General features: G+C 44.7%; 13 protein-coding genes. 6 read left to right on the top strand and 7 right to left on the bottom strand.

Annotated elements, in window-relative coordinates; translation table 11 throughout:
- Positions 1-101: 101 nt before the first annotated feature.
- Entirely contained in the window at positions 102-1,262 is a 1,161-nt protein-coding gene (locus tag CES81_RS08700; protein WP_089121441.1) for an ArgE/DapE family deacylase, read from the bottom strand.
- 178 nt (positions 1,263-1,440) lie between these two features.
- Between CES81_RS08700 and CES81_RS08695 the strand changes: the two genes are divergently transcribed.
- The 4 genes from CES81_RS08695 to CES81_RS08680 all read left to right on the top strand — a co-directional run bounded on the left by CES81_RS08695 (position 1,441) and on the right by CES81_RS08680 (position 4,784).
- Positions 1,441-1,950, top strand: coding sequence for a YbhB/YbcL family Raf kinase inhibitor-like protein (locus CES81_RS08695; RefSeq protein ID WP_089089249.1), 510 nt, complete (start codon positions 1,441-1,443; stop codon positions 1,948-1,950).
- 69 nt (positions 1,951-2,019) lie between these two features.
- Complete coding sequence (locus tag CES81_RS08690) at positions 2,020-2,535, top strand: universal stress protein (protein ID WP_089089250.1); 516 nt, start codon at positions 2,020-2,022, stop codon at positions 2,533-2,535.
- A gap of 106 nt (positions 2,536-2,641) precedes the next feature.
- Positions 2,642-4,264, top strand: coding sequence for an APC family permease (locus CES81_RS08685; protein ID WP_089089251.1), 1,623 nt, complete (start codon positions 2,642-2,644; stop codon positions 4,262-4,264).
- A complete protein-coding gene (locus CES81_RS08680) occupies positions 4,254-4,784 on the top strand; it encodes a hypothetical protein (RefSeq protein ID WP_089121440.1) in 531 nt (176 codons plus the stop codon). Before CES81_RS08685 ends, CES81_RS08680 begins: the two co-directional genes overlap by 11 nt.
- A gap of 64 nt (positions 4,785-4,848) precedes the next feature.
- On the opposite strand, the gene CES81_RS08675 is transcribed toward CES81_RS08680, so the two are convergent.
- Together CES81_RS08675 and CES81_RS08670 are read right to left on the bottom strand one after the other, a co-directional pair.
- Entirely contained in the window at positions 4,849-5,292 is a 444-nt protein-coding gene (locus CES81_RS08675) for a universal stress protein (protein WP_089089253.1), read from the bottom strand.
- Positions 5,293-5,367: 75 nt separating this feature from the next.
- Complete coding sequence (locus CES81_RS08670; RefSeq protein WP_089121439.1) at positions 5,368-6,474, bottom strand: GGDEF domain-containing protein; 1,107 nt, start codon at positions 6,472-6,474, stop codon at positions 5,368-5,370.
- A 313-nt stretch (positions 6,475-6,787) separates the two neighbouring features.
- On the opposite strand from CES81_RS08670, the gene CES81_RS08665 reads away from it, so the two are divergent.
- Complete coding sequence (locus CES81_RS08665; protein ID WP_089121438.1) at positions 6,788-7,402, top strand: hypothetical protein; 615 nt, start codon at positions 6,788-6,790, stop codon at positions 7,400-7,402.
- 249 nt (positions 7,403-7,651) lie between these two features.
- On the opposite strand, the gene CES81_RS08660 is transcribed toward CES81_RS08665, so the two are convergent.
- The 3 genes from CES81_RS08660 to nrdD all read right to left on the bottom strand — a co-directional run bounded on the left by CES81_RS08660 (position 7,652) and on the right by nrdD (position 12,103).
- The gene (locus CES81_RS08660) at positions 7,652-8,845 is read right to left on the bottom strand and encodes an MFS transporter (RefSeq protein ID WP_089121437.1); all 1,194 of its coding nucleotides are present in this window, start codon (positions 8,843-8,845) and stop codon (positions 7,652-7,654) included.
- A 464-nt stretch (positions 8,846-9,309) separates the two neighbouring features.
- Positions 9,310-9,894: an anaerobic ribonucleoside-triphosphate reductase activating protein gene (gene nrdG / locus CES81_RS08655; RefSeq protein WP_089121436.1), complete on the bottom strand. Its 585-nt coding sequence runs from the start codon at positions 9,892-9,894 to the stop codon at positions 9,310-9,312.
- Positions 9,895-9,904: 10 nt separating this feature from the next.
- Positions 9,905-12,103: an anaerobic ribonucleoside-triphosphate reductase gene (gene nrdD, locus CES81_RS08650; RefSeq protein WP_089088397.1), complete on the bottom strand. Its 2,199-nt coding sequence runs from the start codon at positions 12,101-12,103 to the stop codon at positions 9,905-9,907.
- Between the two features lie 518 nt (positions 12,104-12,621).
- Here nrdD and CES81_RS08645 point away from each other — a divergent pair.
- A complete protein-coding gene (locus tag CES81_RS08645; RefSeq protein ID WP_089121435.1) occupies positions 12,622-13,245 on the top strand; it encodes a LysM peptidoglycan-binding domain-containing protein in 624 nt (207 codons plus the stop codon).
- Between the two features lie 61 nt (positions 13,246-13,306).
- On the opposite strand, the gene brnQ is transcribed toward CES81_RS08645, so the two are convergent.
- Positions 13,307-14,644 carry a branched-chain amino acid transport system II carrier protein gene (brnQ, locus tag CES81_RS08640; protein WP_089121434.1) on the bottom strand — a complete coding sequence of 446 codons (1,338 nt, stop codon included), beginning with the start codon at positions 14,642-14,644 and terminating at the stop codon, positions 13,307-13,309.
- Positions 14,645-15,183 lie beyond the last annotated feature (539 nt).

The following is a 15,183-nucleotide window of genomic DNA, read 5'->3' as shown; positions in this document are numbered from 1 at the left end:
CTTGGATTTATGCCTTAGTTGGCTTACATGCAGCTCTCTGCTTTCTGGAACCCAGTTAGGCAATATACCAGGAAAAAAGCAAACTTACGAAAATCCAAATGCTAATTACCCTCGCCCGCCAAAAACGCCAGCGCTAAATTCCGGTACAGCATCGTTGCCTGTAAAAACTGTTCAATTTCGATGTACTCATCCGGCTCATGTGACGTATTCGTCCCAGGCCCATAAACAATGGCCGAGAAGCGAGACTTCGCCCGTAAAAATTCCGAAGCATCACTGGCGCCGCCTGCGCCTACCGGGATTACCCGATTACCGATCACCCGGTGACCAATTTTTTGTGCGAGTTTAACCAGCGGTGCATTCGAACGGCCCGGAACAGCTTCTTCCGGATAACTGTAAGAAATTTTCAGTTGAAACCCCGCCCGGTCATTGAGCCGATGGACAAGTTTTTCCAGTATATCATATATCATTTGATTCGGGTACGCCGGGATGGTACGAACGTTAGCCGACAAGCGGGCTTCACCCGGAATCGTGTTAATTTGTTCACCGCCGGAAATCAGATCGACGTTGTGCAGCAGCCCACCCAAAACAGGATCGATTTTATCCAACCGCTGCATTATTTCAGTAACCTCGTTATAAAACACGATCAGGTTATCAATAGCATTGATTCCCTTAGCTGACTGCGCACTGTGAACCGACTTGCCGATGGAGTCCACGTGATAATCAATGACGCCACGAGCGGTATACGCAATTTTATCCAAACCGGTGGGTTCCGCAATGACTAAGGCAGCTAACTGATCAGCATATCCCGCTTTCGTTAATTGCGCTGCACCATATTCGCCAGTCTCTTCACCCACCGTTGCCAGCAGCCGAATCGACCCGTTCAAAGGCGTGCCGTCTGCCAACAATTCCAGCATGGCAATCACAATCGCGGCCAAGCCGCTTTTCATATCAGAGGCGCCACGGCCATACACATTGCCAGCCGCAATTTCTCCCGCAAACGGATCGTGATGCCAGGTACTCAGCTCACCAGGATCAACCACATCTTCGTGCCCTGATAAGCCCAGTTGTTTACCATTGGGATTGCCAATCGTAATCACCAGATTATCGCGGCCTGGTGAATACGTGACAAATTCCACTTTAGCCGACTGCTGATACGGCTCAAATAACGAGGCGATATAACGTGCAACAGCCGCTTCATTTCCGTTGACTGACTTAATTTGAATCAGTTTTTGTAAAATTGTAATTTTTTCTGTCTCGTCCACTGCGGCTCCCACCTTAACATTGTTTAGACACAGCATACTCCGCGACGAACGTTGAATGCAATGCGAAATGCAGACTATCAACGATTATTTCAACTTAGTGACTCATTGAGCAGTGGGTGTTTCGCTACCATTAATTTGAGTTATAATAGAAACAAGTTTGACAAAGGAGCGTGAGATGATGCAAATCAAAGTGCCAGTTCAAAATGGTCTTTTACCCGATATTTATGGTAAATACGCACCAGAGAAGTATCGAATCAATAACGGTCCAGTGAGGTCATTTCCAATTGAAATAAAGGACACCCCCGCAGGAACCAAAACGTATGCGATAACCATGATCGACCATGACGCCATTCCGGTTAGTGGGTTTACGTGGATCCACTGGGTTGCTGCTAACCTGCCTGGTGATCTCACAACGATTCCGGAAAACGCCAGTCAAAGCGGTGAAGTTGCCATGACCTTTGGTAACAATTCAAGTGCAGGGCGTTTAGTTCATAGCCAAGATCAGCAAACCAGTCAGCACTATACGGGACCCGTTCCGCCAGATAAGAATCACCGCTATACTGTGACCGTCTACGCCTTAGATGATAAGTTACCGTTGGAAGACGGCTTTTGGCTCAACGAATTACACGATGCCATGAAGGGACACGTACTAGCAGAAGCAACCCAGGTTGTTTTAAGCCGCGCATAAGACCGCATTCGACTGAAACCCGATTCATTAATTCAAGCACATACTGCTTAGCATAGGGGAGAAAAAGACATGTTAAAATACAAATCGATAGCTGTACCGCTGGATACTTCGAAATTTGCGGAATTAGCACTGGCAAAAGCCATCGGCGTCGCAACTCGAAACGAATCACACCTGGATCTGCTGAGTATTATTGATACCCACCAGTCTAACTATTACGGTGGTCTGTCAAACGGCAGCATTGTCAACTCACTAGTCGAAGATGCAACTGAATATTTAACTGAATTAGTCGATCAGATCAAGGATCGATACAACTTAACCGATATCAGTACGCATATCCGCTTTGGTAACCCCAAGACGGTCATTGCCCTAGATTTCACTAAGGAACACCACAACGACTTGATTATGATGGGCGCAACTGGCATGGGAGCACTAGAACGTGTTATGACCGGGTCGGTTACAGACTTTGTCACGCGTAACGCCTCTTGTGATGTTCTCGTTGTACGCACTAATCTCGCCAACGAACCAGGGCAGAAAATTGAAAGTCCTTTCCAAACAAAAATGAGTCAGGAACAAGAAGACAAATAGTTGTCACACAACATTAGCTGGAAGGGTCGAATTGACAGGCTTTCAATTCGGCCCTTCTTTCATACCCGTAATCACGTTTAAGCTATCAAAGTAAGGGAGAAAACATATGGAAGCACCGACATTCAAAAAAATAAACCTCTTCCAACTGGTGATGTTGGCACTTGGGTCCTTAATCGGCTCCGGCTGGCTGTTCGGCTCGTGGGAGGCCACTAAAATTGCTGGCCCAGCCGCTATTTTTTCCTGGATCATCGGGGGCTTAGTGATCGGTTCAATCGCTTATGATTACGTTGAGATCGGTGCCATGTTCCCAGAATCGGGCGGCATGAGCAAATACGCCCAATACTCTCACGGTTCACTGCTGGGGTTCATTGCCGCCTGGGCGAACTGGGTCTCTTTGATCACACTGATTCCCATTGAAGCCGTCGCTGCCGTGCAGTATATGAGTACCTGGCCATGGTCATGGGCTCACTGGACCCACCATTTTCTCAGTAACGGCGTCATTACCAATAGCGGGCTTTTCGTAGTGTTTGGCTTTATTATCGTCTTCACGGCCCTGAATTTTTGGTCAGTAACGATTTTAACCCGGTTCACCAGTTTGATTTCAGTCTTTAAAATTGGTATCCCGCTGCTGACCATCGCGATGCTGACAATGTCAGGTTTCCATCCAGGCAACTACGGCACTAATTGGCACCAGTTCATGCCCTATGGCTCGGCACCCATTTTTACTGCCACTTCGGCAGCCGGTATTATCTTTTCGTTTGATGCCTTTCAAACGGTCATTAACATGGGCGGTGAAATTGAGCACCCTAAGAAAAATATTGGTCGTGGCATTACCATTTCTTTACTGATCAGCGGCATTTTGTACGTGATTCTGCAAAGCACTTTTATCACGGCTATCCCGCCAAAAATGATCGCGGCTACCGGCTGGCACGGGATCGTTTTTAATTCTCCGTTCGCTGACATGGCGATCCTATTAGGGATCCACTGGTTATCTGTACTGCTGTACATGGATGCCTTTGTTTCACCGTTTGGTACCGGGGTCTCCTTTGTAGCCAACACCGCCCGAGCACTGTTTGCCATGGAAGGTAACCGTCACGTTCCCCATTTTCTTGGCCAAATCAATCTAAAGTACGGTATTCCGCGTAACGCAATGATGGTCAATACCGTCTTAAGTATGGTCATGGTCACCGTCTTCCGGTCATGGGCGGTACTGGCCACGGTGCTGTCAACAGCCACTCTAATTGCCTATCTCACCGGCCCCGTTACCGCGGTTTCCCTACGTAAAATGGGATCAACGCTCTACCGGCCGATCCGACTTAAGCGACTGCCATGGATCGCTCCGATTTCGTTCGTGCTAGCCTCATTAGCAACCTACTGGGCAATGTGGCCCACCACCGTTGAAGTTATTTTTATCATTTTACTGGGTCTGCCCTTTTATTTCTATTATGAATGGCGCAACCGGTTCGTCTCAACTAAACAAGCCTTTAAAGCTAGTGCTTGGATGATCGGTTACCTGATTTTTATTTCAATCATGTCCTACATTGGCAGCCATCAATTTAACGGGCAAAACTGGATTCCATATCCCTTCGACTTCGTTGTGATTATTATTGCCTCACTCGGCTTCTATTGGTGGGGGATTCGCAGTTACATTGTGACAGAAGACTTTGCTAAAGCTCAAAAGCTCAATCAAGAAGCCAAGGAACGAGGCGAAATGGAAGATGACAAATAAACTCCTAGAAATTTATTTAGTGGATGATGATAAGTCCTTCATCGTGGGGACAATTATCGCAGAAAACCCGAATCAATTACTGATTGTCGCCATTGATGATAACGGTCAAGTCGACAGTGTTGAAATTGTTTTTCGTTCTCACATCGCTAAAATCGTTTCTGATTCAAGATACTTAACTTTCTGCCAGGCAATGATAAAAGAAAATCAGACGATTGGCATTTTCGATGCGTTCAAGCTTGCTGAACAGCTTCCCGGTAGTTGGCAGTCACTCGATCAGTTTTTGGCGGAATGCCAAGATGAGCAGCGACTGATCAGTGTTATCACTGCCCCGGAAATCTATACCGGCCGGGTTTCAATGGTAAGTCAATATCAGCTGGGCCTACAGTTAATGGACTTTGAGTCCGTTTCCTTCGGTGCACCTACTTTGATTGATAGGGCCGACATTATGGTGATTGATTACGTGAGCCGGCAAAATAACTACGTGACTAAGTATTGGAAAACTAAGGGACGGCAAAATTAAAAGAGATTGATTTTCCAGTTCAAGGAAAATCAATCTCTTTTAATTCAACGTAAAATACGGATCACTACCGAATAACTAGTACCGAGATCGGTGCGTATTTAGCCATATAAGCCGCTTGAGAACCAAACCGCTTCCGAATCCCTTTTTTAGACAGCGAACCCACGATCAATAAATCGGGTTTAACTTGCGGAATAATTTGTTTCACAATGGTTTCACCGGGATCACCTTCACCAATAATGACATTCACGTTCTTAATGCCAAACCGCAGTGCCAGATCCCGATATCCCAGAATATGCTTCTCCAACTGGCCACGCTGACCGTGCACAAAGTCTTTATTCAAAGCCTGGTATACATTCATATCATCGGACTCAAGAATTGAAGTAATCGTCATTTCGGCATCATCGTCCTTAGCTCGGTTCATTGCATACCGAAAAGCTAACTGGGCATCCGGTGAATCATCGACCCCGACCAAAATGTGCTTAAACTTTTTCGGATTCATTTCAGACATACTCATTCTCTCCCTCATCATGTATTCTAACAAAAGTTAAACGAACTTTGACTTCCAATTTCATTGTACCAAAACTTAATGCTTTGTACCAATTGAAATTCGATTTTTACCGCTTCGCTTGGACTGGTATAAAAGCTGATCTGCGCGCTTAAAAATTTCTAAAGCGTTCCGATCAGACTCACGCCGATTTTCCACTCCCATAGAAATGGTGACGCTGATTCGCTCACCCTTTTCAGTTTTAGTCTGCAAATTATGAACGGCATCCTGCAGTTCTTCAGCAATTGTGACAACTGCTTCTCCAGTGACCCCCGGGTAAAGGATCGTAAATTCTTCACCACCGGTTCGATAAAGCCGCGCACCGTTCGTTTGTTGGCTGAGGAGTTTTTCCAATTGCTTCGAAAACTGAATCAAGGTCGCGTTGCCAGCTAAGTGACCATAAGTATCATTAATTTGCTTAAAATTATCAATGTCCATCGCAATAATACTTAACTCGCTGTAATTTTGAAAATACTCTTCAGCATCCGACCGGAAACTTAACCAGTTACGCGAGTGGGTCAAATTATCATAAAGCAGGTTCCGCGCTGTATCAATATTATTAATATGCTCACGCCGAATAAGGACCATGTAGCGATAAAGAAATGCGGTCACCACTAGGTAAACAATATACATACTAATGGGCACTTTTAGCGGTAAATGAAGCATCACCGTGAGGCCCGCCCACGATATCGCTCCGATGATATCCTTAACAACTAAAATGACTACGGGGTGTTGGTCAAAAGGAAAAAACCACCGCCGCTCTATCATTAATAAGCTAATCCCAATTAGCAGCGTAAAGATTGGCCAGAAACTAAAAGAGCTTGTCACCAAGAAGAATAAAGCCACCGTCAACACTAGGGATAAAATGATGTTAAGCCGTGTCTTTACCGCATCCGTATAACTCATCATCAGGATCAGCGAACAGTTGACCCACATTAACCGCTCCAGCGGTGAAGAGCGAGTAGCCATCACAAACACGAACGCCGTTACCGCTGTAAAATACAACGTGTACAGCAGTTCCGTTCGCCACGGGGAAGGATTATTGCCCTCAATATCATGATCCAGCTCATGCATCAGCCGTTGCAGGACACTAATGAAGCCGACATTGATAAAAGTGAGTAAAAATATCGCTGTTATCATTCCCATGATGCCACTTTCCCCCTAGTTCATTTTGATTTAATTATAAGTTTTTTAAGCTCAATGGTAAACAAATAGTGTCTGTGAAAAATCATCATTAGGCGGCCAAGATGGGTAAAAATCAGCTTTTAGGGACGGTTAGTGCATTCTTTTTTAACCCTATTTTTAATCCGTACCAATCCTTGCAATCTCGGAGATAACCTGTCATACTAGGCACACTTATATACATCTTTTGTATACGAGTTTTATCTTTACGATATACCGTAAATATGATATCATCACGTTTGTCTGTTATTTTCATTTGTCATATTAAGGAGAGTGCATGCGAAAAATACTGTTTATTGCCGGCCTGTTTCTGGTACTGCTTGGAGGCGTGTTCGTCACTTCTTCATCAGCTTCTGCAAAGTCCTTGCCTAAGCTTAGCACTCAGAAAATAATGTACGCATCGTCTCGATTAAATGCGCAGATTATAGCGCCAACATCGGCAAAGTTGCTCGCAGTGAGGTATAACCACCACACGAGCTACTATAAATTAAAGAAGAAGACTTACGAGCTGAACTATAAGTTCACTGGCTACCAAACCTTTGAACTCTACGGCACCACTAGCAAGCACCAACCGGTTACTCAGGTTAAAAAGCTGACCCGCTCAGCTTATGCCACTAATGATATTATCAATTTTGGCGAAGTTCGAACAAAGTCAGATGCAACCATAGCCGTCAACACATTGGATTCACACCGAACCGTACGCATTTATAGCGGTAAAAAGCTGCTCAAGAGTCAAAATACCGGCAACGGTAAACGAGCATCTTTTAAATTATCACTAGCCCAATATAAACCGAAACTAACTTATACGGTCACTGCTGCCAATAAAAAGGCATCCCCAGCTTTCTACATTCCTTACTTAGAGGAACCTAGCAATCTTGAAGGCATTGCCTAAGTTATAAAAAAGTCTGAGGGTGTGACACAACTCGGTAGATTCCAGAATATAATGTCAAAATGCACCATCCCAATGGTTTTTATTGGGATGGTGCATTTTGGCATTATATGACCGGAATCTAAGTTGTGGAGCAGTCTAAGGCTATATTTCAGTATTGAACCAGCGTATATTTTAAGCTGTGCTTTAGTCAAGAAATCAACTGGAATCCTTATCGACATAAACTTAAGTCACAGACACAGACTTTTCTTTTTAATTAGGCTGACTCACTTTACTAGTTTGCTTTTGGGCCTTGATTACCCGGTTCAGTGTAATAATCAGCGCCAATGAGAACAGTGCGTAAACGGCTGAGCCCAAACTAATATTCTTCAATCCAACCGTTCCCACCAGAACTGACGATGTGGCAGATCCCAGTGAAATGCCGAAATTAAAGAAAATTGAATTTAATGAAGATGCTAACACCAGTGACTGCGGGTATTCCCGTTCAGCTGTATTAAGAAAATGAATTTGAATCGGTGAATTTATCAGCGTCACAATCAAGGTGAGAATTAACAGCACTGCTAAGCCCGAAACTTTAGTCCCCAGTGCTAACGGTAACAGGACGAGTAAAATAATATCGGCAACGTAGTATTTAGGCATCCCACGTAACCCGCCTCTTTCAGCAATTGAACCCGACCAGCGATTACTAATAATACTCATGATCCCAATAATAAAGAGCAGGATATTTAAGCTGGCATTACTGAAGCCCAAGGCAGTTGTCAGCAGTGGCCGAATATAAGTATAGTAACCGTACATCGTCGCCGCCGTGAAGAGCACCAGAATAATGGCAATGTAAATGCGACGATCTTTTAATAGGCTCAGCTGGCCTTTAATTGATCCTTGAACTTGTTTAACGTGTTTGGGTAATAACCACAATAATAGGAAGAAAATGATGACGGTAATCCCCGAAACCGCAAAAAAAGCGTACCGCCAACTGTAATTTGTACTGATCGTGGTGCCAATTGGCACGCCAATAACCGAGGCAATACTAAACCCGGCAAACACCCACGAAACTAAGCTTGCACGCTTTTCTCGCGGAGCCACCGTGGTGGTAAACGTCATGATCAGTGAAATAATTGATCCCGCAACGGAAGCCGTGACCACTCGCGATACCAGCATGGACCAATAATCGGTGGCAAAACCGCTTAACGTATTCCCAATTAAGAAAATGACAATTAAGACTAATAGCGTCTTATAACGACTATATTTACTGGTTAAAATCGTGATAAACGGTGTACTGACGGCATACACCATGGCAAAAATCGTCACCAGATAACCAACTGCTGCAATGGAAACGTGCAGATGACTAGCAATATCGGACAAAATTCCCACAACCATGAACTCATTACACCCTAACATGAACGCAACCAGTACAAAAACAATGGCCTGTAACCGATACTTACTCAAAATAACTTCCCTCCCGTAGTCTTTCCTTTTTCAGCTTACTACACTTTCGCTGGAAACATAAGTTTTTCAGGAGAAATAATATCCTAGACTGGCTCCGGCCGTATAACGATAATCAGGCAAGTCCCCCATAGTTCAGGGGAAGCTGTTCACTGCTATCTTGCCGAAACGCGCTCCACAACACTGGCTCCGGCCGTATAACGATAATCAGGCAAGTCCCCCATAGTTCAGGGGAAGCTGTTTACTGCTATCTTGCCGAAACGCGCTCCGCAACACTGGCTCCGGCCGTATAACGATAATCAGGCAAGTCCTCCATAGTTCAGGGGAAGCTGTTTACTGCTATCTTGCCGAAACGCGCTCCACAACACTGATTCCGGCCATATAAGGCACAAAAATAAGGTTCCCAAAACCAGGGAACCTTATTTTTGTGCCTTATATTCTGGAATCAACCCGTGTTGTTCCACGCTCTACTTTACTAACCTATCCCAAATCACAACCTTGCCACTCTTCAGTGATTCAGGCACATTAATAATGCGTTGATTACTGCTGCCGCGGAACTGCAACGTCAGATCCATTTTAGCCTGTAAAAATCTACCATCTACTAAGATATCAATTAAATTAAGCAGTTCCTTTTTATCGTCGGACTCCTTCATGAGTTCGTCCCACTTATAACCTGTCCAACTCCAGATATCCTTGTCGTGACCGAATTCTTGACGGATTCGGTGACACAAGTGGTTGCAGACCTGCGTATTTAGAAACGGCTCACCACCCAGCAACGTCAACCCCTGAACATAAGGCTGACTTAAATCTTTAATGATCTGATCTTCCAACTCTTTCGTATAGGGTGTGCCGTAGTGGAAACTTTGTGCAATCTTGTTATAGCAGCCTGGACAGCTAAACTTGCAGCCACTCACGTACAGGCTGCACCGGACGCCCTCACCATCCACAAAGTTGAATGGTTTATAACTGGCAATCCGCTGCTCACTTAAGTCATCCGCCAGCCACTCTTTTGGTTGCGGATTTTTTGGCAATCTCACCTTTTTCGTCTGCATATCGTCACCCTTACTGTCTTGCAATATTGTTGTTATCGTTCCCTAAAGTCATGTGCTTGACCCGGCTGGCAATTTCAACGTGCCGACCGTGAACCATTGGCCGCTGATTAGGGTTACCCAAATAACCGCAAGTCCGCTTAACCACGTCACAAGTAGCGGGGTCCGTATTACCGCACTTTGGACATTCGAAACCGCGCGCCGTTGGTTTAAATTCACCTTTGAAACCGCACTTGAAGCATTGATCAATTGGCGTGTTAGTCCCTAAATAGCCGATTCGGTCATAAGCATAGTCCCAAACAGCTTCTAGTGCTTTAGGATTTTGCTTCAAGTTTGGATATTCGCAATAGTGGATGAAGCCGCCAGCACTGTATGGCGGGTAGTCCTTTTCAAAATCAATTTTCTCAAATGGGGTTGGTGCCTTACGAACATCATAGTGGAAACTATTCGTATAATATTCCTTATCCGTAACGTCTTTGATACGACCGAACTTCTTAATATCAGCCTGGCAGAACGTGTTGGTTAAACTTTCAGCAGGTGTTGCGTAAACACTGAAGTGATAGCCGTACTGGTTCTCCCAATCCTTGCAGCTATTATAAAGTTTCTTGACTACATCAATGGTAAATTGCTTAGCTTCAGGATTGTGCTCCCACGTTGGGCCATAGAAAACAGTGCCGACTTCATAAAGGCCAATGTAGCCCAGTGAAACCGTTGCACGGCGGTTCTTAAACAATTCGTCCACGGAATCAGTTGGCTTTAACCGCTTGCCGAAAGCCCCATATTGGTAAAGAATCGGTGCGTTCTGCGGTGTGGCCTGCTTAGCACGGTTAACTTTAAAGACCAGTGCTTCTTTGCAGATGCCCAACCGTTCTTTTAGAATGGACCAGAACTTATCCTTATCACCCTTTGATTCAAGTGCAATTCGGGGCAGATTCAAGGTGACAACACCGAGATTCATCCGCCCGGCATTCACTTCCTTGCCGTTTTCGTCTTTCCAGCCCTGTAAGAAACTCCGGCAGCCCATCGGTGCTTTGAAGGAGCCGGTGAGTTCGACGATTTTATCGTACATTAAAACATCGGGGTACATCCGCTTGGTTGCACATTCAACGGCTAATTCTTTGATATCGTAGTTTGGATCTTCTGGGTTCAAGTTGAGGCCGCGCTTAATCGTAAAGACCAGCTTAGGGAAGATAGCAGTCCGTTTCTCCTTACCTAAACCTTCGATACGAACGTGCAAAATGGCTTTTTGAATCTCACGTTCAACCCAGCTAGTTCCTAAGCCAAAACCAAGTGTTGTAAATGGTGTTTGTCCCTGTGATGAGTACAGCGTGTTGATTTCGTATTCCAGCGCCTGCATGGCGTCATCAATATCTTTAATCGTCTTTTGCTTAGCAAAAGCCTTCTGACGGTCTTCGCCGTCGATCCACTGCTTGGCATCTACCATGTGTTTGTCGTAGTTCTTCAATGCAAAGGGTGCCAGCAACTGATCAACCCGGTCAGCTGAACAGCCACCGTATTGACTGGAAGCAACGTTAGCAATGATTTGTGACATCTGGGCCGTAGCCGTTTGAATGGAGTGCGGCGGTTCAACTTCGGCGTTTCCAATCTTAAAACCATGGTTCAGCATCTCTTTAAAATCAATCAGGCAGCAGTTTGTCATCGGACTGTATGGTTGATAGTCTAAATCATGCCAGTGAATATCGCCCTTTAAATGCGCGTTAGCAACTTTCGGCGGCAACATTTTTAATCCCATGCTTCTGGCAACTGTACCGGCTGTTAAATCACGCTGAGTGTTGAAAACGTGACTGTCCTTGTTAGCATTTTCGTTAACCACATTTTTGTCTTTATGCAGCAACTTCTGAATCGTAAAGTTAATATCCGTAGCTTGATTGCGCTTAAGGTCCTTTTGAGCACGGTAATTAATGTAGGCTTTGGCCCAATCAAGTTGCTGACGTTCCATCAGCTCATGTTCAACAATGCTTTGAATTTCGTAAATCTTGACGTTTTCTTTGAATCGGCTGCTGATTTCAGTCAAAACAGCTTCCACCACGTCATCAATGGCGTGCTGATCATTATCCGTTAGCTCTGAATCAACTGAGATAGCTGCCCGTTTAATTGCTCGTTCGATTTTTTTCGTATCGAACTTAACGGAACGGCCGTCGCGTTTGAGAACGGTTAACGTTTCTATTGTTAATTCTTTTGGTTCCTGCATTCCGATCACTCCAACTGTAACGACATATCTATATATGGTTACTTTTTTTGGTATACAAATACATAATATAGGGTTGTATCGGCTCCTGCAACCATATATTGTGTACAATTTGAAAGAATTTACAAATATCACCACAATATATAGTAGTCATGGTCGAAGTATTCTGGAAATATGTCTGGTAACTTTTTTTATGATTTAAGCCTATTTTGATCATTTTCAAAGTGATCTATATGTCTAAAAATCATTTTTCAGTAATAATCGAAACATCTACCGACGATATAATCGCATTTTGGAAGCGTCACCTTTACTCGACCTTGCCCCGTTTATACCACCTACTTTAACATTTCTTTAGTATTTCAATTATTACAAAAGCATCATTTATTGTTGCAGAGTGACTTATTTTCTTAAATTCAGTGATACGCCTAAGTAATACCAACCATGTAAACTCTGTTTTGTTGATTGATATGAATCGACACATTGATGGACCTCACAGGTTTAAATTATAGGAGTGTATTTACTTGAAAAAATTTGTTACTTCAATTTTAGCAACATCAGCAGCAGCTATTGGTTTGTTCTTTGCCGGCGCAACTGGCGCCAGCGCATCCACGACTTATACCGTTAAGTCTGGTGACTCAGTATGGGGCATCTCACAAACTTTCCATACTACTATCAACTCTATCGAACAGGCAAACCACATCAGCAACCACCTGATCATGCCAGGCGAAAAGTTATCAATTCCTGATGGCTCAACGACTGCTGCTCAACCGGCTACTGCTAGCCAATCAACTTCAGCTTACAACGGCAACAGCCAAAGCCAAACTAACAACAACGGCTACCAAGCTCAGTCAACCAACACGACTGCTAACCAAACTAGCAACAATGCTGGTTCAGTAAGCTACAATGGCAGTAACACCAAGAGCTACGTCTTAAGCCAAATGGCTTCACGGACTGGCGTTTCCGCTTCAACTTGGAACGCAATCATCACTCGTGAATCCGGCTGGAACGCAGGCGTTCGTAACAGCTCAAGCGGTGCTTACGGTCTGTTCCAAAACATGCACATCAACGGTGGCGATGTTAACGCCCAAGTGAATGCTGCGGTTCAACTGTACCACGCACAAGGTATGGGTGCTTGGGCTCAATAAGCTAAGCCCTCACACCACAATTAAAAAACATGTCGACAACTGTCGGCATGTTTTTTTTGCGTTATGATGCGTGATCAGCTATTCTCGACAGGCCGTACCCAACACCCAACCCGACTAAAGCAGGAACGGCCCAGCCAAGTCCGATACTAAAGCCCGGCAACAGCTGGCCTACCGATAACATATCATTAATTAATCCGCGATGCAGGCTAGCCGGCAAAGCATTTAACCCATCCAGCACGGCCGGAATGATCGTGAAAATAGTCACCGTTCCAAACAGCCAGCGTGATTCACCAAGGATCCGGGTTAAAAGGCTCATTAAAATAAGCGTAATGGCTAGCGGATAAATGAAATAAAGCAGCGGTGTCGAAACTAACAACAACCGGTTCAGTCCAATGTTGGCAAAAAGCAGGGGGACCGCACTAGCCAGAATAATCAACACCGTGTAGGGTACCCGGGGAAATAATTCTTTGAACGTATCACCAAACGCGGTGATCAACCCAATGGCGGTTTTCAGACAAGCCAGAATCACGAGTAACGCTAACAGCAAATTACCGAAATCACCGAAATAATAGTGAGCGACGTTGGCTAATACTGGACCGCCGTTAGCAGCACGGCCAAATTGACCTAAAGCGTTTCGCCCCAAAAGCCCTAGCAAGCCGTATATCAAGGCCATTAAGGTAATGGCAAGACTGCCAGCTTGAATGGTATCACTGGCTATTTGAGTAGGTGAAGTGACCCCTAATTCACGAATCGCATTGACGACAATAATGCCAAATGCTAAAGCTGCCAAAGCGTCCATGGTGGAATAACCAGCTGTAAATCCCGCTGCTAAAGGCGTCTTGACGTAATCACCTACGGGCGCCTGTCCACTCCCCATTGGTTTTAACACCACCATGATCAAAATAGCGGCTAACAAAATCAAAAAGGCCGGGGTTAAAAACTTGCCCACATAAACCATGATCTTACTGGGCCTACGGGCAAACCACCAAGCAGTTAAAAAGAATAAAACGGAATAAATCAGCAACCCCGTCTTCTGTTGGCCAGGTAACACGAACGGACTCAGCCCCACTTCAAACGAAATGGACGCCAACCGTGGCAGCGCAAATAACGGTCCAATACATAGATAGAGTAAAACGGTGAATCCGTAGGCGTAAAATCGGTTGACCCTTAGTGATAGCTCGAACACGCCGGCCGATTTGGTAATCCCGATCGCCGCTACTCCTAAAAGCGGCAGCCCGACTCCGGAAATTAAAAAACCAATTAAGGCTGGCCAATAATGGGTTCCTGCTTGTTGCCCGACAAAGACCGGGAAAATCAGATTACCGGCACCGAAAAATAAACCAAAAAGCATCATCCCGATAAAAATGAGATTACGCGTGCTTAACTTTTGTGATGACATTAATATTTTCTCCTGTGATTAGACTTCACTTTTCATTTTACGGTTATTGACGTCGTTTTGGGAGTAAAACGACAAAAAAATTGTCTGAGGGGTGAGTTTACATTGTAGGAACGCGTTCAAAAGGGCTTGCCCCGGCCGTATAAGTCAAAAAAACAAGGGGCCAGTCAAAAACCGACTGGTATTTTCCTGCTCACTGATTTTACATAGCCGAAACGCGTGAAAATAGACATGCCCCTGCCACGTAAGCCAAAAGAATAGACGACCAGGTAAAAAGCACCTGATCGCCCTTTTAAATTTTACATAGCCAAAACGCGTGAAAAAGGGCATGCCCCTGCCGTATAAGACGAAAAAACAAGCACCCAGTCAAAAACCGACCGGTATTTTCCTGCTCACTGATTTTACATAGCTGAAACGCGCGAAAATAGACATGCCCCTGCCACGTAAGCCAAAAGAATAGGCGACCAGGTAAAAAGTACCTGATCGCCCTTTTAAATTTTACATAGCCGAAACGCGTGAAAAAGGGCATGCCCCTGCCGTAT

It is taken from the genome of Secundilactobacillus pentosiphilus, from assembly GCF_002217985.1.
In the GTDB taxonomy this organism is placed as follows: domain Bacteria; phylum Bacillota; class Bacilli; order Lactobacillales; family Lactobacillaceae; genus Secundilactobacillus; species Secundilactobacillus pentosiphilus.
This window is presented reverse-complemented; position numbering and strand designations above follow the sequence as displayed.